Origin of the sequence: Streptomyces sp. Je 1-4 4N24, assembly GCF_026239515.1 — a bacterium.
In the GTDB taxonomy this organism is placed as follows: Bacteria; Actinomycetota; Actinomycetes; order Streptomycetales; family Streptomycetaceae; genus Streptomyces; species Streptomyces nigrescens.
In genome coordinates, this window is record NZ_CP110836.1 from 8,729,132 (window position 1) to 8,746,972 (window position 17,841).

The following is a 17,841-nucleotide window of genomic DNA, read 5'->3' on the forward strand; positions in this document are numbered from 1 at the left end:
CCGGCACCGGTCAGACCGTACGCACCGGTTCCCGACGTCAACATCGGCCCAACGGAGGAGCCGCAGCGGTCCATGTCCTCCCTCCGCAGTGCTTCGGGTGTCGTTCTGACGGCCAGCAGGGGCTCAGTGGGATACGGCCCGGCCCGCGCAGGGGGTGTGCGGCGGCGGTCGGCCGGATCCGACTGCCGCCGTGCCGGGCGCCGGGCCGCCGCGTCGGCCGTCAGCAGCGGGCGTGGGCGGTGATGTCCGCGCTGAATTCGTCGATCATGGCGGGGGTGACGGTCGGCCGGCACTGGGCGAGGGCGGCGAGATAGTCGTCGGTGCTCGCCCCGAGCCGTCCGTGGGCACCCGCGCCGACGCCGATCGCCTCCAGGTCCCGTTCGAAGGACGCCTGGGCGGCCACCCGGGCGGCGTGCTCGATATCGGCCGGGGTGAACAGCTCGCTGGCCGCCACCAGCGCCGCCACATCCACATCGGCCCGGCCGTCCGTGTACCGGGACCAGATCGCCGACCGGGCCGCCGCGTCCGGCGTACCGATCGGGATCAGGTAGTCGAACCGGCCGGGCCGCAGGAACGCCGGATCGAGCGAGCGGAGGGAGTTGGTCGCGCACACCAGCAGTCGCTCGTCCCGCTCCCGGAAGCCGGGGATCAGCTTGAGCAGCTCATTCGTCACCCCGTGCAGCCCGCCCGGCTGTGCCGGCTCATGGCGTACCGGAGCGATCTCCTCGACCTCGTCGATGAAGACGAGGACCCGCTCCAGCTCCGCGATCCGGGCGAACGCGCTGCGCAGTGCCGCCGCCAGGTTGCCCTCGTCGGCCAGCCGGGAAGGAAGCAGCTCGACGAACGGCCAGCCGAGCCTGGCTGCGATACCGCGGGCGAAGGTGGTCTTCCCGGTCCCCGGCGGACCGAAGAGGGCGATGGCCCGCGGCGGCCGGACCCCGTGCCGGGCGGCTCGCTCCGGCTCCGCCAACGGCAGCACGACCCGCCGCTCGATGAGGTCCTTCTCCGCTTCCATGCCGGCGACCTTGGCCCACAGGTCAGTGGGCAGGAACCGTCCGCCGAGGTCCTCCAGGAGGCTGGCCGCGGGTCCGTGGTGCGGCTCGACCTTCTCGAAGTAGGCGACCGCGGGCTGCCGCGTATAGCCCGCGTTGAGCAGTCCCTCCCCGAGCAGGTCCTCCTCGGGAAGCACATAGGCGATCCGGCTCACCCGGGCGGCGATCAGCCGCCGCTCCAGTTCCACCAGCAGCGCACTCGCCAGCCCCCGGCCACGCCAGGCCGAGGAGATCGCGATCCGCATCACCCAGCCCCGCTCACCCGCCACACATGCGAGCGCCGCCCCGATGGGCGCGCCCTGGTGGACGGCCACTACGGCGGGCTGCCGAGAAGTCAGCGCACCGATGCACTCGGCGAGCGAGAAGACGGACTCCTGCCCGAGCTCGGCCGTGGAGTCGATCAGGTGGACCACTTCGGCGAGATCACTCTCGCGGTAGTCGTGGATGAGCCAGTTCACCGGTACCGCCCCTCATTGGTGATGGTGGTGCTGTGGTGGCAGTGAGGCTAGGGGCGGCCGGGGAACGGGTCCTGCTCCATCGTGAACAATCCGGGGCGCGGAACGCTACGGTCCGTACGTAGCCAGAAGGCAGCCGGACGCGGCCGCCACCGGGGCCGGGCCACTGCCGAGGCCGAGCCGCGGCACACGCTTGTGGCATCGCCTGCCCTTGCCGTCCCACGGGGGATGACGGGCGGTCCGCTGCGGTGGCCTCTCGTGTCTCGCCTGCCGCCCGTAGCCCGTAGCCCGTCGCCTGTCGGCTGTCGCCTGTCGCCTGTCGCCCGTCGGCTGGTGCCTGCCGCGCGGGGCGACCGGCCGGCCCGCGCTCGCGCCTCTGACCGGCAGGAATCCGCTGGCTGGTGTGGCTCACCCGATGGCATGCTGTCCGGCGTGAACGGACCCGAGATCCACTTCAGCTTCGACCCTGCACTGCACCTTTTCGTCGGTTCAGCGCACGGCACCGCCGGTACGCCCGTGGTGACCGACGGGGCATCGACGCTCGGCCATGTCGTCGAGTCGCTCGGCGTCCCGCTCACCGAGGTCGGCCGGCTTGTCGTGGACGGCGCCGAGGTTCCCGTCTCCCATGTTCCGCAGGCGGGCGAGAGCATCGAGGTGCGCGCCGTCGAGCGTCCGCAGCGGCTTCCCGGTGCGCCGCTGAGGTTCCTGCTCGACGTACACCTCGGCACCCTGGCGCGCAGGTTGCGGCTGCTCGGTGTGGACGCGGCGTACACGAACGAGGATCCCGGCGACGCGGCACTGGCCGCGCTCTCGGCGAAGGAACAACGGGTACTGCTCTCCCGGGACCGCGGGCTGCTGCGACGGCGGGAGATCTGGGCGGGCGCGTTCATTTACAGCGACCGGCCCGACGACCAACTCCGGGACGTGCTGGGGCGCTTCGCTCCCACCCTCGCGCCGTGGACTCGCTGCACCGCGTGCAACGGCCGGCTCATGGACGCCGACAAGAACTCCGTCCGTGAGCATCTTGAGCACGGCACGCAGCGTACGTATGACGTCTTCGCCCAGTGCACGGCATGCGGCCGCGTCTACTGGCGAGGGGCGCACCACGCCCGGCTGGAGGCGATCGTCGAAGAGGCGCTCCGGGACAGCGCTACCTGAGTCGAAGCAGACCGCTGAGCGTCGAAGCAGACCGCTGAGCGGTGGGGCAGACCGCTCCGCGATGTTTCGCAGGAAGCTCCGGACGGCTTGTCGGCTGAGCCCGTCGGCGTACGAAATTCCTCAATCCGGGTGAGGGGCGGTTCTCGTATGGGCCTACGCACGGCCGTCCACGCGGCGCCGTACACGTGGCCGCTCCTTCCGCTGTAACAGGAGACTTCCCGGTTCGGCGGGAGGAGCTGCCCCTGATCAGCGAGCTCGCGGGGAAGGGTGGCCCTGTCCAGGAGGCCGGCATCCCAGGCCCGGCAGTCGTGTCCGAGTGCGGGCCGGGCGCTGCCCGTCATGCCGGGGGCGCTGCCCGCCATGTGTGGCGCTGCCTCCCCTGCGCCGTCGGCCACCAACACGCGGCCCAGCGCCGCCACTTCGCCGATATCGATCAGCATGACCGCGCGGCGGAGGCAGAAGATGGCTGCCCATCCCGGACCGATTCTGCTGCTTATCGGCGAATGAACGGGCCTTATCCGTCAGGGAGTTCGTCCGGGTGCCGCGTCTGCGAAGAAATCCCAGTCCCGTTTGCCCGGCAGGCGGCATCCGCGCGAGGGCGGTCCATGAGCCGGGTCTCGTCAGTGCGCTCACGGAGCCGTTGCCGACGGCGCCGGCGGCTTCGCGGGCCTTGGGCCGTGGCCCGGCCGAGCCGGCTGTGGGCTGCTGCCCGGTCGACGGTCCGGGGGTGTTGACGTCCGTATGCGTCATCACCGCGGCGAAGCTGTTCAGTCCGTCAGGAACCGTCGGCGTGTCGCGAAAAGTGCTCATTCGCCGTGCTCGTCGAGCGATGACTGGCCCGCCGCGGAGGGCCGCCGGAGCGCCTTTAGCCCACTCGTTTCGCGACACGCCGACGACGCGCGCCGTCCAATGGGTGAATCCGCTGCCTTCCGCCACCCGAAGAGCCCATGGCGTACCTCGAATGCGACGTTCTCCGGTGGTGCGCGGCCGCAATCCGGCTGACGGTGATCACGTCGCCACTGCGATCCGATGAGCCGACAAAGAGTCAGCCTTCGCAGTTGCGCCGAAAGGAACATGTCCCCATGCGCACTGCTCGCACCCTGTTCGCCTCAGCCGCCATTACGGCGGTGCTTGCAATCACCGCTCCCGCTGCGAACGCCATGATCACGGAGGACATTGCGTCGGACAGCGCTTCCTCCAGCAACCACAAGCAGGCCGCGACCGGCGACGACCATGACCGTGACCACGGTCGGGACCGCGACCGCGACCGCGACCGCGACCGCGACCGCGACCGTGACCACTGCCGTGACGGCCGCGACGGTCGCGATGGCCGCGACGGCCGGGGCAACGGTCGGGACCGCGACCGTGACCGCAACGGCCGCGATGGCCGCGATGGCCGCGATGGCCGCGATGGCCGTGACGGCCGTGACGGCCGCGACGGGCGTGGCCACGGACGTGACCACTGCCGTGACGACCACAGGCCGAGCGGTGGCATGCACACCGGTGGCGGTGCCATGGCCAAGACCGTGCTCGGTGACTGGGACCAGAGCAGCGGCTACGGCGACGACCACGACAAGCACGGGCGCGGCGACCGCGACCACGGCCGCGGCGGCTACGGCGACGACCACGACAAGCACGGGCGCGGCGACCGCGACCACGGCCGCGGTGGCTACGGCGACCACGACCGTGACGGCGGCTACGGCGACCACGGCCGTGGCGACCACCGCAAGCCGCACGGCGGCATCCACACCGGTGGTGGCGGTCTGGCGACCGGCGGCGGGATGGCCGCGGGTTCCGTGCTGATGCTCGGCGGTCTCGGCGCCGGTGCGTACATGCTGCGTCGTCGCAACGCCTCGGGTACCGCGGCTGCCTGATCAGGCACCCGCACGGAGACCGAAGCTGTCGCGGCCACCGTTCCACGTGGACGGTGGCCGCGGCGATTGCGTTACCGATGCCCCCCTCACGCCCGCGACGCCTCGTTCATGAAAGGCACCCTCACATGACCGCCCCGCAGTCGCCCCAGCCGAATTCGAATCCCTCCAGGACCGCCCCCGCGTCCCGCCCCGTCGGCCGCGGTCTGCTGTGGTCTGCGGGAGCGTTTCTGCTGGGCTCACTCCTCGTCTACAACTCCGTGGACACCTCTGCAGACCCCAAGCCGCTGGCCCACCCTGCCGTGGCCCAGTCCGCCACACCGCGGGGCTCCGCCGCTTCGGCGGTCCCCGACCTGGCACTGCCCCGTTCCGCACCGAAGCGCGTGTCGATTCCGGCGATCGCCGTCGACGCGCCCTTCACCCCGCTGACCATCGGCCCGACCGGGCAGCTCAACGCGCCGCCCGCGGGGGACAAGAACCTCGTCGGCTGGTACAAGGACGGGGCGGCGCCGGGCGAGCGCGGATCGGCGATCATCGCCGGTCACGTGGACACCAAGACCGGACCGGCGGTGTTCCTGCAACTTGAATCGCTCAAGACGGGCGCCACGATCAACATCACCCGGGAAGACGGCATCATCGCCACCTTCAAGGTTGACTCCGTCGAGACCTTCAACAAGGCGAGATTCCCCAATGACAGGGTCTACGCCGACGCCCCCACCGCGCAGCTCCGCGTGATCACCTGCGGTGGCGCATACGACAGGAAGGTCAAGGACTACGTGGACAACGTGGTGGTGTTCGCCCACCTCGCCTCGTTCAGACAGACCTGAGCGGGTTCCCTTCGCACCGCGGAGACCACCCCGGCATCTCAGGACTGGCCCAGGCCGCCGCTCCACCGGCCGGCCTGGGCTGTCTCATCGGCCGGGGGGCCCGGCGTGAATTCCTGGGCAGCTGGCCCGACTTCGCCCCCTTCGCCGGATACGCGCTCGGCTCCGGACTGGTGGTCACCCACCTCACCCGGGCGGCGCAGTCGCGCCGGGGCCTATCCCCGCACGCTCCCGTCCCAGCGCCAAGTGGTGCGCCGAGGGCGCCCCGCCAGCTCGGCGCGTCCGGTGGCCCACAGCAGGGTGGGCCAGGGATCGGCGGCCTGCGGGACGTCCGGGAACAGCCGGGCGAGCACCCGGGCACACAGGTCGGCGGGCGGGTTCCAGGCGAGTCCGAGGCCCTCCGCCAGGTCGTACGTGTGCACCAGGGTTTCCACGGCCCCCATCGCGGCGAAGCCCTCCGGGTCCGACACCCCGAACACATGGTGCGCGCGCACCTCCGGTGGCGTCGTCCGCACCATTGCCACCAGCAGCGCGCCACTCGCCTCCAACACCTGCAGCAGCCCCGCGGGCCCCGCCGCACGGTCCGCATGCACGGCGTTCGCGGGGCCGCCGGGCCGACGGCTCTCCCACACGAAGGGCACATTGCCCTCCAACGGCGGCCTTCTGGGGCCAAGTTGCACGGCGTAGGCGAAGAGATCGTCGCTGAGGTGCTCGACGGTCTCCCAGCAGTCCCACTCCAGCGAACCGGCCCTGCCGTCCCACGCCGTCGGCGGCGCCTGGCGCAGTACGGAAACGGAGAGCTGCACGGCACGGTCCAGATCGTCCGCGGTGACGGCGGACGGCGGGAGCGTGGCTTCGGTGGAACGAGATATTGACCGGGACATGGTGGGACCGTACCGCGCCTGAGCGGCTGGGCTCCGCCGCCTGGGCCTGCGGGTGCTCGGCATCGGGATCTGACGGTCTATCGTGTGCCCATGTCCGCCCCAGAACTGATCCGTATCGTCTCCCGCGACTCGCCCATGGCTCTGGCCCAGGTGGAGCGCGTCCGCGCCGAACTCGGCGCGCTGCACCCCGGTATCGCCACGGAGGTCATCCCGGTCAAGACCACCGGCGACCGCTGGATGGGGGCCCTCTCCCAGGTCGAGGGGAAGGGGGCGTTCACCAAGGAGGTCGACGCGGCCCTCCTGGCCGGTGAGGCGGACCTCGCGGTCCACTGCGTCAAGGACATCCCCGGCGACCGTCCGCTGCCGGCCGGCACGACCTTCGCCGCCTTCCTGGAGCGCGATGACGTCCGTGACGCGCTGATCCACCCCGGCGGGCACACCCTCGACGAACTCCCCGAAGGCACCCGGATCGGCACCTCGTCGGTCCGCCGGATCGCGCAGCTCGCCGCCTCCCATCCGCATCTGCAGTGTGTGCCGATGCGCGGCAACGCCAACCGCCGTATGGAGAAGCTCGCGGCCGGCGAGGCGGACGCACTGCTGCTGGCCGTCTCCGGGCTCGAGCGCATCGGCCGCACGGACGTGATCACCCAGATCCTGTCCGTGGACGAGATGTGCCCACCCGTCGGCGCGGGCGTGCTGGCGCTTCAGTGCCGCGAGGGCGACACCGAGACCATCGACGCCGTCAGCGGTCTGGGACACCCCCGGACGTTCCAGGAGACGACCGCCGAACGCATGCTGCTGCACGTCCTGCAGGGCCACTGCAACAGCCCGATCGCCGGCTACGCCAAGACGGACCGCCGCGGTGAACTGTCCCTGCGGGCCTGTGTCTTCACCCCGGACGGCAAGACGGTCCTCAACGCGCACGAATGGGCCGGCCCGCTCACCCCGGAGACCCTCGGCACCTCCGTGGCCGTCGCTCTGCTGCGCCAGGGCGCACGCGAACTGATCGACGGCATCGCGCACTGATCGACGGCATCGCGTACTGCTCGACGGCATCGCGTACTGAGGCTCGCGTCCCCTGAGGCCCGGTGACTCCGGCCGACGGCTGTCACGCTGCTCTCCGGGGCAGGCCGCGGGACCGTCGGCGTGCCGGCGTCCCTCAGCGAGCCCCTGGCGGCCCCGACGCCCCGACCGCCTCCCGGAGGGCCCGTCGGCAGGCCTGAATGGCGAGGTGCCGGCCGCGGCCCCGGCGGATCGCGGTGAACAGTCTGCGGGCCTGCCCGCCGTGCGGGAGCTGTTGGAGGGGGACGGTCGCCGGGCGGCCGTCCCATACGAGGTCCGGGAGCAGAGCAGCGGCGTGGCCCTGTTCGACGAGCCGCAGATGCAGCAGCAGGTCCGTGGACTCGAACCGGACATCGGGCTCGAAGCCCGTGCTGCGGCACAGCGTCAAGGCCCAGTGCCGGGTCGTCACCGCCACCGACGGCAACCACGGCCGAGCCGTGGCCCGTATGGCCCGCCTGCTCGGGCAGCGCGCCCACGTCTTCGTCCCGGAGGGCGTCCACCCGGCCGCCACGGCAGCCATCGCCGCCGAGGAGGCGCGGGTCACCGAAGTCGCCGGAAACTACGACGAGGCGGTACGGCAAGCGGCCGATGCGGTCGCCGCCACCCCGGTTTCCGTCCTCATCCAGGACACCGCCTGGCCCGGCTATGAGCGGATTCCCGGCTGGATCGTCGAGGGCTATGCGACCCTGTTCGCCGAAATCGACGCCCAACTGGCCGCGGTGGGCGCCGGATTGCCCGATCTCGTCGCCGTCCCGGTGGGCGTGGGCTCACTCGCCCAGGCCGCCGTCACCCACTACCGAAGCCGCCCCGCCGGAGCGGCCGCCCTGCTGTCGGTCGAGCCCGACAGCGCAGCCGGCGTCCTGGCGAGCCTCACCCGGCAGGCACCGGTCACCGTGACGACCGGCGTGACCACCATGACCGGCTTGAACTGCGGTACTCCCTCCACCCTCGCCTGGCCCTACCTCCGTGACGGCCTGGATGCCGCCATCGCCGTCACCGACGCCGACAGCGCCCGCGCCGCCGACGACCTCGCCGCTCTCGGCGTCCCCTCCGGCCCCTGCGGCGCCGCCTCGCTCGCCGGCGTCCGCGCCGCGCTCACCGGCGACGGCGCCGCCGCCCGCCGCACCGCCCTGGCCCTCAGCCCCGCCTCGACCCTCGTCCTGCTCAGCACCGAAGGCACCGCCGCCAACCCGCACCACGTGGCGAATCCGTCATGACCGACGCCGACCTGGTCACCGTCAACGGCGACTGCCCTGGCAGCCGTGGCAGCCGCCCGTGCAAGACCTCGCCGAGATCGGTGCGTACGAGGACCGGCGCACCGGCCCGCGGTATACGGGGTGGAGGTGTCGGCGACGACGCTGCCACGCGTTGCTGACCAGGAGTGATGGCTGGGGTAACCGGCGCCGGGCCGGCCGCTGGGTTGGGGTGTCCGCGTCCCGCCCCAACGGCCGCCCTCGGCTCAGCCCTTCAGCCGCTTGACGGCCGGTACGAGGTCACCTTCCTCAGCAATACCGGCGACCCAGAGAGCGGTGCTTCCGGGCACAGTGGTGAAGCTCCGCACGACGAGGCCCGGCGCGGTGGCCGTGTCCCACTGGTTCTTCTGCCCGTTCCACCGCAGGGCCGTGGGCGCGGCGCCCTTGCCGCCCAGGGCCCGGACTTCGCCGTTTCCCGCCTTGCCGACGGCACGCAGCCGGCCGTCCGCGACGTTCGGCGTCTTCGCCACTGTCCAGGTCTTGCCGTTCCCGTGCAGGGCGAAGGGCCGTTCCTCACCGCCGGACGTACTGCCGCCCACCGCCCAGATGTCGTCAGCGGCGAACGCGGTGACCCCGCCGAGCCAGTTGTGGGACCCCTGCGGGCCGGGAGCGGTGACGCGCTGCCAACGGGTGCCGTCCCAATGCAGCAGCAGCGCCGTCTGCGGTGACTTCTCGTCGACGGCGTACGCGGCGCCGACCGCCCAGATATCGTCCGGGGCGACGGCCGTGACACTGCTGAGTTCACCCTTGCCGACATCGGGAAGTGTCTGCCGATGCCAGCTCTTGCCGTCCCACGACTGGATGGCAGGGACTCCGTCCTTCACCGACCGGTTCATCGCCCGGCCCACGGTCCATGCCTTTCCGTCGGATGTCGTCGTCACGGCGTCGGGGACGACTCTGCCTGCCGGGTCGCGGTCCAGCTGGTGGGTGGTCCAGGTGCTCCCGTCCCAGTGCGTCGAAGCGCTGCCCACCGTCCAGATATCGGTGGCCGACCGGACGGCGAGGGCCTGCGGAAAGCTGTTCTCCGGCAGCGTGGACTCCTGCTTCCACGACGTCCCGTCCCAGCGCAGCGCGACGGCCTCGACAGCGGTGGCACTCTTCAGCCGATAGCCCACGGCCCAGGCCTGCCGGTCACTCAGTGCCGCTATTGCGGTCAGGTCCCCCTTCTCCACGGGCACCGGCGTCGCCTGCCACCGGTCCGCGCGTGACGCGGAGGACGCGGAGGATGCGGAGGATGCGGGGGAGGTGCCGGAGGGAGGGGAGAGGAAGGAGGCGGCGGAGGCGGCCGGTTCACCGTTCAGGCCGGCCAGGACCAGTGTCCCGGTGACCACGGTGGCCGCAAGTGCCGCCAGCAGGGGCACCCGGCCGCGACGCCGCCCGGGTGTGGAGCTACTCGTTGACATACGGACTTCCTTGTCTGGTGGAGGGGCGGATCTGAGGGGGAGGCGGAACGCCCGCTGTCTAGACCGTGGTGGTGAGGACGAAGTCGAAGGTGCCGGTGTAGAGGCCGGCCGCCGGACCGGTGAGCCCGATGGTGCAGGCACGGTTGAGCAGCCGGTCGGCGGCGTTGAGGGCCGCGAAGTCCCGGCCGTACGCCTGGGTGTCGTCGGGGAAATACAGCTGGGTGACGAGTACGGGGCCACCGGAGACCTGTAGCTGGGTGTGGATATGCGGTGCCCGTTGGCCCCAACGGCCCCAGTAGTCACGGGGGATGATGGTCCGCAGCAGGTAGGCGCCCCTGCTGTCCGTGTACTGGTGACCGCGGAGCGAGAACCCCGAAGTGTCGTAATCGCCGTTCTGATCGCACTGCCAGAACTCGATGAGCGTGTCGGGCAGCGGTTTGCAGGCGGTGTCGTAAACGACTCCGCGGAGGTCGAGCCGTACCCCGCGAATGGCCGGCGTGATCAGATCACCCCGAGCGGGGGAGTGGGGCTTGAACAGCGGGCCCTCGATGGCTGTTGGGGTTTCCTGCCCTGAGCAGGCAGGGGTGACGGCGAGCGGGAGGGCTGCGCGGCGGGCCGGCGATGACCGGCTCGGCTCCGCCGCCTCGGCCGCAGGGCCGGCCGAGGCGGCCACGCTCGCCCCGAGGGCCACGGAGGTCACCCCTGCGGAGGTGGACCTGAGGAAGGACCTCCTCGAACTTCCCTGTGCGCCGTCTGCCTGTGGGGGCGGCTGCGGACCGGTCGCAGCCCCGGGGCTCGTATCGTCGGCGTACCGCATCGGATCTCCTTGCCGGAAGGAACTCGTGGACGGGCACCCGACAGGACGGTCCGGACGTTGACGGCCGAGGTCAGTGGTGATGGTGGCTGGCTGACGGTGGCCGGTTTGGGGGCGTACCTTGTGGCGCCCCTATGACGGCCACCCTTGTGACGGGCCGTCCGTGGGGTGGTTGTCCGTGGGATGGCCGTCTGTGGGATGGCCTTCGTGGGATCGCCGTCCGTCGGGTGCGTTCTCTCGGACAGCCTCCGGTGTGGTGCCGGTCCGCACACCGGTCAGATGTCGGGTGAGTTGCGACCGTGACGAAACCTCGGGTGGGGGCGGTCCCAGTGAGGCGCCTCGTTTCATGGGCGGCAGGCAAGGACGCCGACGTACGGGGAGGTGTGGTGCGCGGTCCGCCATGCGGCTGCGGCCGGGCCGACTCCGGCTCATGGGGGTACCGTGACCCCGTCCGCTCAGACGTCCGCTCAGCCCTCCCTTCAGAGACCCGGCCCGGGGTCTGCGGTCCGCCCCGCGACCCGGACGGCGATCTGCGTACGGGACCTGACCCCCAACTTGTCCCGGACCCGGTCGAGATGGCCGGCCACGGTGCTCTTTGCGAGGCCCAAGTGGGAGGCGATCTGCTGATTGGTCATACCCTCGGCGACCAGTTCCGCCACCGCCGACTCCCGTCCGGTCAGCGGCGGTTGACCGACTGCGCCGACCCGGCCGGAACCCGCTGTCTGAACGCTTTCCTGTCCTACGGAACGGACCTGGGTGCCGCGCAGCGCATACGAGACCAGCCGAGCCCCGCGCAGTCGCCGGCCGGCCGCCATCGCCGCGCTGACTCGGGAGGGATGAACCTGCTCCCGGACCCGCGCCACCACCGCCTCCACCTGCCCCCACCAGTGCGCTTCCGGCTCCGTGTCGATCCGCCGGCGCATCGCGGCGGCCGCCGCGTAGAGCCGCAACGATCGCTGCAGGTCCCCCCGCTCGGCCGCCACGATGGCCAGCCCTTCCAGCGGATAGAGCCCATGAAAGCTCTCGCCGGGCGGCGCCTTGAGCAGTACCTCGGCGAACCTCCGCTCGGCGGCGTCCACATCGCCCAGCGCCAACCGGATCGCTCCTGCGGTGTGCAGGGCAGCCGTCACCTGGCCCGGCGGGGCGTTCGTTTCCAACTCGGGAAGGCACTCCTGCATCAGCTGCTCGGCTTCCGCGGCCCGGCCCGCCTGGAGCAGCGCCCACGCCAGATGGTGCCGGCAGAGCGCGAGGTCCAGCGGACAACCGAGCGTACGGACCACATCGAGGCATTCGGCGAAGACGGCGACAGCCTCGGAGAACTCGCCCCGGCACAGCCGAGCGGCCGCCAGCGCGTCCAAGGCATTGGCCAGCCTTCCGGGATGCCGCCCCGTGCGCCCGGCGGCAACCGCTTCCTGGGCGAAGGCGAGGGCCGCGGGATGGTCGTCCTGCAGACAGGCCGACCGCGCGGCCAGCGCCAATGCGGCACTACGGTCTTCGGGCCCCTGGACCCGCTCCAGCACCCCCGACAGCAGTGTGCGTGCGGCCGTCAATTGCTCCTGCTGGTACTGAAGCCGGGCCAGCGTGACCGCGAGCGGGGCGTGCCGGTGGTCCGAACGGGCGGCGGAGTGGGCGACGGCCGCCGCGAGGTTCTCCTGTTCCCGGGCGAGGGGCCCCTCGACGGTGTCGAGGAACACCCCTGGTGTGACGGTTCCCGCGGCCTTCCCGGCGAGCCAGTCGAGCGCCCGGTTCCAGGTGTCGGGCAGCTCGCCGGCTTCCGCGAGCCGGTCCATTCCATAGGCCCGGATGGCGCTCAACTGCCGGAATCTCGCCGTGCCTTGCGGCTCATCCCCTCGTACCCGCACGATCAGGGATTTCGCCTCCAGCGCGCAGACCACGCGCAGGACTTGCTCCGGGAGCACGAGGCTGTGGGGCGCCTGGGGGCCGACGCGCTTGCCGCGGTGCATGTCCTCCTCGCGGCCGGTGCCACCCCCGCGATGCACGCCGCCCTCGCGATGCACGCTGTCCCCGCGATGCACGTCATCTCCGCGGTGCATGCCTTCCCCACGGCCGGTGCCACCCCCGTGAGCGCCGCCCTCCCCGCGGACCTCTCCGCTTACGGCGCGCTCTCCGTCCCCCTCCCCGTCGCCGTGCCCGTCCCCGTCCCCGTCTCCGTCCCCGTCCCGGTCGTCGTTTCCCCCTCCGTTGCCGCAGACCGCGGCAGCGCCCTCCGCGTCGAAGCCGCCTCCGAGGACCGACAGCCGCCGGAACACCACTCTCTCCAACGGATCCAGCAAGCGATGGCTCCAATCGATCGCGGCCCCCAGCTCGCGATGGCGCCCCGGCCCGGTCCGGCTGCCGTCGGTCAGCAAGGACAGCTGGTCGTCCAGCCCGTGCAGAATGCCCGGCAGTGAGAGGGAGCCCACCCTGCCCGCCGCCAGTTCGATGGCCAGCGGCAGCCCGTCCAGCCGCCGGCAGATCTCGGCCACCGTGCGGGCCTCGCCGGACCCGAGCTCGAATGCCGCGTCGCTCGTCCGGGCGCGCGCCAGGAACAGCCTGACTGCCTCGGACCGCAGCAGCGCAGCGGTCTCGCGTTCCTCGCCGGTGGGCGACAGCGACAACTCGCCGACGCGGAAGACGACCTCGCCCGGGACCCGCAGCGGCTCCCGGCTGGTGGCGAGAAGCCGCAGCCGGGGGCAGCGCGTGAGCAGCGTCGCGGCCAGCCGTGCGCAGGCTTCGGCCAGGTGCTCGCAATTGTCCAGCACGATCAGCGTCGTGCGTGTGCCCAGCGCATGGATCAGTGCCTCGATCCCGGCGCGGCCTCCGCGCTCCCGGACCCCGAGGGCGGCGGCAAGAGCCTGCGGCAGCAGCTCACCGTCTTGCAGCGAGTCGAGGGCCACCCACTGTGCGCGGCCCGTCCGGCCGCCGTGCACACGGCCCGCGAGCTCCAGTGCCAGACGTGTCTTGCCCACTCCGCCGGGGCCGGTCAGGGTCAGCAGCCGGGAGGATCTCAGCAGAGTACGTAACCGCGACAGTTCTCGCTCACGCCCCACGAACGCGTCGAGGGCGGGCGGCAGTCCGCGACCTGGTAATTCCGCAGGTGAGGCGGCGGGATGCTCCGCGCGCTGCCGGAACGCGCGTTGCCGACAGGCGCCGGAGCAGTACCGTGCGGGCCGTCCGCCCGCGGCCTTGCCGCCTCTTGCGGCGCGTGAGGGCGTCGGAAGAGGCGCTCCACACAGTTCACATCGCCGCGAGCTCACCACACCAGGCATCCTGCCCAACAGGCGGCGGCCGCACCAGCGTTGCTCCGGAGTCACGGCCGAGAACCATCGGCACTGGACAACCGTGAGCTCGGCGCAAGGCAGACACCAGCTCGATCAGTCGAGGAGATCGACCCGGAACGTCAGCAGATGCGTCCCGACCGCCCGGACCGCCGTGCTGTTCAGTCGCGGGAGGGTCTTGAGCCGGGCGCGGGGGTCGTCCTGCGGGACCGGATGGGCGGTACCTGCATACCATCGCCCCTTGATCCTGACCCGGACCTGCGGATTCTCCTGGATGTTCCGCACGTACTGCGCTTTGTCGCCGTACTCGGAGACGAACCAGAAGACACGCCCGACGCGGCGTCCGCCGATCGGTGTCCGCCGGGGCAATCCGGACTTCCGCCCCGTCGTCTCCAGAAGAGTCTGCTGCGGAAACCGGGAGGTGATCGGATTGCCGATCCTCCGCTGGAACGAGGTAACGGCCCGGAACTTGATCTCGCGATAGCGCGACATCCACGACCTCCTTTTCGCTGCTGTGCGAGTGCGACCCGTCATGAGTATCGAGCACACCCCAAGTGAGAACTTCATGGACGGCCAGGAGCTGTGAGTAGCCGTCGACCGCTCGATGAGTGCGCAGCGGTGGCTTTGAACCATGCCACTGCGCCCGGGTTCAGGCTGCTGTCGTAGACGATGGGGTCGGTGTGTGACGGATTGGGTTAATTGGCGTGGTGTGGGTGGCTCCCCACGCCCGAGGGCTCGGCCTCGGGCGCCGGTTCCTGGCCGGCCTGGAGGCCTGGGTCGTCCCGCCGTCGGAGTGAGGGTTCCGGCGAACGGTGCAGGGGGCCCGTCTCAGCAACTTTGCCCCACGTTTCAGCCAGGATTTGACCGTCCGGAATCGTCGGCGGTGCACTGGCCGCCAGGGGTACCGGTCAAAGTTCGATGAGATTCGGGGAGCCGTCGGCGAGGTCGGGCGGTCTTCAGGGAACGGGGCAGTCTTCAGGTAGGTAGGCGGGCAGTCCTCAGGGAGGCGGGGCAACAACCTGGCGCGAACCTGGTTGGCGAGGTGTCCGCTGTCGCGCGGCGGGAGCGATCCGGGAGCGATTCGGGAGCGGCCGGCGCGCTTCGTGTGGCGGCAGCAGCGGTCTCAGGCTCTGGGATGATCTTTTGCGTGCTCGCCGCGCACATGACACGATGTCCAGCGCCGCACGGGGGAGCGGCGCACGTGTGGGGACAACCTCCCTTTGCGCACCACACTTTCCATGTGGTGCTCCCTTCTTCCCAGGGCGGCGAGAACCTACCAAGCCGCAGCACAAAGAATCACAAGGGAACGGGATCAGACATGACGACCTCCACACACACCTCCAGCCCCACGCCGATCTATGAAGAGCTCGTCGAGGAGCACGGAGACATTCTCGCCGAAGCCCGCGAGGCCGCAGAGCGTTCGCAGCGGACGGCGTCCCAAGCGCTGGACTGGAGCGATCTGCGCCGCCGCGACTGATTTCTGCGCTCACTTGCGGTAGTGCGTCCGCCTGAGTGCGGGGCCGCCTCTTGCTCGCTTTCGCCGAGAAGGGCGTCGGGCATCAGCGGCATCAAGCGACGGACGGCATCAATCGGCGGGTCAGTCGCTCCCGGGGAAAGCATCCACCAGTCGCGTCGGTGCGGCCTGCTTCCATGAGTCCACGAGGATGTCGTGCAGCTCGGTCATGTCCTCTAGCTCGGCCAGTCGCACTCGCACCCAATGGGAGCCCGCCTCGTGCGGCGGCACCCAGAACTTTTCCGGTTCCGCTGCGATGAGCTCCTTGCGCTCATGAATAGGGCATCGCACGGCGAATGATGTCTCATCGTCGGGGATCGTGACGAACATCTTCCCGGCGACCCGGAAGGTCGGCATCTCCCAGGCTTCCTTCTCCACTGTCTCGGGCAGGGAGAGGGCGATACGGCGGACATCAGCGGAATCGATCACGCTCACTACTGTAGACGCGCCGCCAACCGCGCGAACAGGTATTCCCCTGCCCGCCCCGCGATGCCCGAGGCGGCGTTGAGGGCAGCACTCCCATATTGTCCGCACTCCCACATTGTCTGCACTCCCACATTGTCCGCGCCCGAGGCCCGCGCCCGTCCTTGCTCAGGAGGCGGAGTGGGTGCCCTTGTCCCGGATCAGATTCTCGACGTGGTCGAAGCGCTCGTGCAGCGTACGCAGCTCCGAACGCAGTGCCTCCGCGTCCTCACGCGCATGACTCCCCACCGCTTTGCTCAGACGGACCATGTCCTGCTCCGCGTGGCCCACGAACCAGGTGGCGAGCGCCGCCGTGATGACCCCGAATGCCGTAATGGCGCTGAGCATCAACAGGGAAGCGATGACACGGCCCCACAGCGTGACGGGGTAGAAATCCCCGTACCCCACAGTGGTCGCTGTCTCGATCGACCACCACAACGCCTTCGGATACGACGTGATATTGGCGTGTGGCGCACCGGATTCGGCGATCACGACCAGAGCGGCACCCGCAAGAAGTACCGCGGTCATGACCACGGTGACCCAGAGCGCCGCTTGTGCATGCAGCCGGCGCCATGCCTCGTTACGGAAGAAGCGATTCAGTACGGACAAGAGAAACGACGGCACCAACGGGCGTCACCTTCCACTGCGGCCTGGTGGGCAACCGGCCTTCCGCCATCGCTGACATTAACAGGAGCCAACGCCATGCCCGGATATGCCGGTGGATGACCGGTCGCCCTCCGCGCTCAGCGTGCGGAAACACCCTGGCGCGGGGTGGCAGGTGGATCGCCATGGACGGCGTGCAGATAGAGGGCCAGGGTGTCGACTGTGAAATACGAACTGTAGGAGACGTCCGGGAAATCACCGCCCGTGTGGTAACCGCCGATGACGCCGATCAGGGCGTAACCGGTGAAGTCCCGCACCAGGAACGGTCCGCCGGAGGTGCCGCCGATATAGCCCGCGCAGGAAATCTCCAGGAAATCGCCGGGGGCGGCTGGATCGGTGCTGGTGTACCGGTGTGTGGAGGAAGTGCAGTCGAGGGGTTTGGGGTGGGTGGTGTCCTTGTTGCCGGGGTAGCCGATGAGTCGTACGTTCCGGTGGGCATAGCCCGGGTACGGCCGGAGGCCGAAGCCGCCGGTCACCTCCTCCACCTCGGCACCGTCCTCGCGTGTCCCGAGCCGGACGACCGCATAGTCCCAGCGGGCGCCCACGTCCGTTCCGAGGTCGTAGTAGCGCTGGTCGAGGTAGAGGCGCTCGACGGGGTAGATCCCGTGCGGTTTCAGCCCGTCGTGATACTGCGGCACGAACGACAGATGTCGCTTCGGGTCGGGTGAGCGCAGACAGTGGGCGGCACTGACCACCAGATCGCGGTGCGGACTGCGGACGACCGTGCCGCCGCAGAACCGGCCGGTGTTGCTGCCATCCGTCCAGAAGAACGTCCCCACCTGGGGGAGCCCGTCGAAGGGGTGGCTCGGCGGGGTTGCGGCCGTCGCCGGGCGCGGCACCGCCGAGCTCTTTGCCGCGGCGGCCGGTCGTGCTGTCCGCATCCGCTGCGGAGTCCAGTACGTGTCGGCCGACGCGGTGGAGAGGCGTAACCCGTGCCCGTGGCCGTACGGGGCCTTCGCGGCGTGCGCCGGCGGTGCCGGGGCGAGAGTGAAGGACAGAGAGAGCAGCAGCGTGGTGAGCAGCAGGGCCAGGCGGCCGCGGACAGCGATCGGTCTGCTCATGATCCAGGTCCTCCCGAGGGCCGGCGTACGGAACGAGAGACTTGCGCGAGGCGAGCGTGCCATGGTCCTACGGCCCGCGAGCGTAGGG

Annotated in this window: 16 protein-coding genes and 1 pseudogene; 6 read left to right on the forward strand and 11 right to left on the reverse strand. The window is 70.7% G+C overall.

Annotation, left to right across the window (positions count from 1 at the left end; genetic code table 11):
* Nucleotides 1-220: 220 nt before the first annotated feature.
* Entirely contained in the window at nt 221-1,510 is a 1,290-nt protein-coding gene (locus SLV14N_RS37880) for an ATP-binding protein (protein ID WP_159491716.1), read from the reverse strand.
* Nucleotides 1,511-1,939: 429 nt separating this feature from the next.
* Here SLV14N_RS37880 and SLV14N_RS37885 point away from each other — a divergent pair, with 429 nt between their 5' ends.
* The gene (locus tag SLV14N_RS37885) at nt 1,940-2,665 is read left to right on the forward strand and encodes a Mut7-C ubiquitin/RNAse domain-containing protein (protein WP_259670676.1); all 726 of its coding nucleotides are present in this window, start codon (nt 1,940-1,942) and stop codon (nt 2,663-2,665) included.
* A gap of 1,109 nt (nt 2,666-3,774) precedes the next feature.
* Here the strand turns inward: SLV14N_RS37885 and SLV14N_RS37890 are convergent.
* Nucleotides 3,775-4,164, reverse strand: coding sequence for a hypothetical protein (locus SLV14N_RS37890; protein WP_265875050.1), 390 nt, complete (start codon nt 4,162-4,164; stop codon nt 3,775-3,777).
* A 15-nt stretch (nt 4,165-4,179) separates the two neighbouring features.
* Between SLV14N_RS37890 and SLV14N_RS37895 the strand changes: the two genes are divergently transcribed.
* Nucleotides 4,180-4,539 (forward strand): hypothetical protein, encoded by a 360-nt coding sequence (locus SLV14N_RS37895; RefSeq protein ID WP_208687377.1) that lies wholly within the window; start codon nt 4,180-4,182, stop codon nt 4,537-4,539.
* A 125-nt stretch (nt 4,540-4,664) separates the two neighbouring features.
* Entirely contained in the window at nt 4,665-5,363 is a 699-nt protein-coding gene (locus SLV14N_RS37900; RefSeq protein ID WP_208687378.1) for a class F sortase, read from the forward strand.
* A 212-nt stretch (nt 5,364-5,575) separates the two neighbouring features.
* Here the strand turns inward: SLV14N_RS37900 and SLV14N_RS37905 are convergent, their stop codons facing one another.
* Nucleotides 5,576-6,244: a maleylpyruvate isomerase N-terminal domain-containing protein gene (locus tag SLV14N_RS37905; protein ID WP_263272883.1), complete on the reverse strand. Its 669-nt coding sequence runs from the start codon at nt 6,242-6,244 to the stop codon at nt 5,576-5,578.
* Between the two features lie 84 nt (nt 6,245-6,328).
* On the opposite strand from SLV14N_RS37905, the gene hemC reads away from it, so the two are divergent.
* Entirely contained in the window at nt 6,329-7,270 is a 942-nt protein-coding gene (hemC, locus tag SLV14N_RS37910; RefSeq protein ID WP_208687379.1) for a hydroxymethylbilane synthase, read from the forward strand.
* A 133-nt stretch (nt 7,271-7,403) separates the two neighbouring features.
* On the opposite strand, the gene SLV14N_RS37915 is transcribed toward hemC, so the two are convergent.
* On the reverse strand, nt 7,404-7,694 hold the full coding sequence (locus SLV14N_RS37915) for a LysR substrate-binding domain-containing protein (protein ID WP_263272884.1): 291 nt from the start codon (nt 7,692-7,694) through the stop codon (nt 7,404-7,406).
* Between the two features lie 13 nt (nt 7,695-7,707).
* On the opposite strand from SLV14N_RS37915, the pseudogene SLV14N_RS37920 reads away from it, so the two are divergent.
* Nucleotides 7,708-8,523: pseudogene (locus SLV14N_RS37920) on the forward strand (pyridoxal-phosphate dependent enzyme); the annotation flags it as partial.
* A 242-nt stretch (nt 8,524-8,765) separates the two neighbouring features.
* Here SLV14N_RS37920 and SLV14N_RS37925 read toward each other — a convergent pair.
* From SLV14N_RS37925 to SLV14N_RS37940, 4 genes are all read right to left on the reverse strand, one after another.
* The gene (locus SLV14N_RS37925; RefSeq protein WP_208687380.1) at nt 8,766-9,962 is read right to left on the reverse strand and encodes a hypothetical protein; all 1,197 of its coding nucleotides are present in this window, start codon (nt 9,960-9,962) and stop codon (nt 8,766-8,768) included.
* A 58-nt stretch (nt 9,963-10,020) separates the two neighbouring features.
* Nucleotides 10,021-10,662: a dioxygenase gene (locus tag SLV14N_RS37930; RefSeq protein ID WP_265875051.1), complete on the reverse strand. Its 642-nt coding sequence runs from the start codon at nt 10,660-10,662 to the stop codon at nt 10,021-10,023.
* Between the two features lie 593 nt (nt 10,663-11,255).
* Nucleotides 11,256-14,045 carry a LuxR C-terminal-related transcriptional regulator gene (locus tag SLV14N_RS37935; RefSeq protein ID WP_336298247.1) on the reverse strand — a complete coding sequence of 930 codons (2,790 nt, stop codon included), beginning with the start codon at nt 14,043-14,045 and terminating at the stop codon, nt 11,256-11,258.
* A 105-nt stretch (nt 14,046-14,150) separates the two neighbouring features.
* Complete coding sequence (locus SLV14N_RS37940; RefSeq protein WP_263272887.1) at nt 14,151-14,546, reverse strand: nitroreductase family deazaflavin-dependent oxidoreductase; 396 nt, start codon at nt 14,544-14,546, stop codon at nt 14,151-14,153.
* Between the two features lie 826 nt (nt 14,547-15,372).
* Between SLV14N_RS37940 and SLV14N_RS37945 the strand changes: the two genes are divergently transcribed.
* Nucleotides 15,373-15,531 (forward strand): hypothetical protein, encoded by a 159-nt coding sequence (locus SLV14N_RS37945; RefSeq protein WP_208687384.1) that lies wholly within the window; start codon nt 15,373-15,375, stop codon nt 15,529-15,531.
* Between the two features lie 120 nt (nt 15,532-15,651).
* On the opposite strand, the gene SLV14N_RS37950 is transcribed toward SLV14N_RS37945, so the two are convergent.
* The 3 genes from SLV14N_RS37950 to SLV14N_RS37960 all read right to left on the reverse strand — a co-directional run bounded on the left by SLV14N_RS37950 (nt 15,652) and on the right by SLV14N_RS37960 (nt 17,753).
* Complete coding sequence (locus SLV14N_RS37950; protein ID WP_208687385.1) at nt 15,652-15,996, reverse strand: MmcQ/YjbR family DNA-binding protein; 345 nt, start codon at nt 15,994-15,996, stop codon at nt 15,652-15,654.
* Nucleotides 15,997-16,158: 162 nt separating this feature from the next.
* Nucleotides 16,159-16,638 (reverse strand): potassium channel family protein, encoded by a 480-nt coding sequence (locus SLV14N_RS37955; RefSeq protein ID WP_265875052.1) that lies wholly within the window; start codon nt 16,636-16,638, stop codon nt 16,159-16,161.
* 134 nt (nt 16,639-16,772) lie between these two features.
* Nucleotides 16,773-17,753 carry a serine protease gene (locus SLV14N_RS37960; protein ID WP_263272891.1) on the reverse strand — a complete coding sequence of 327 codons (981 nt, stop codon included), beginning with the start codon at nt 17,751-17,753 and terminating at the stop codon, nt 16,773-16,775.
* Between the last annotated feature and the right edge of the window lie 88 nt (nt 17,754-17,841).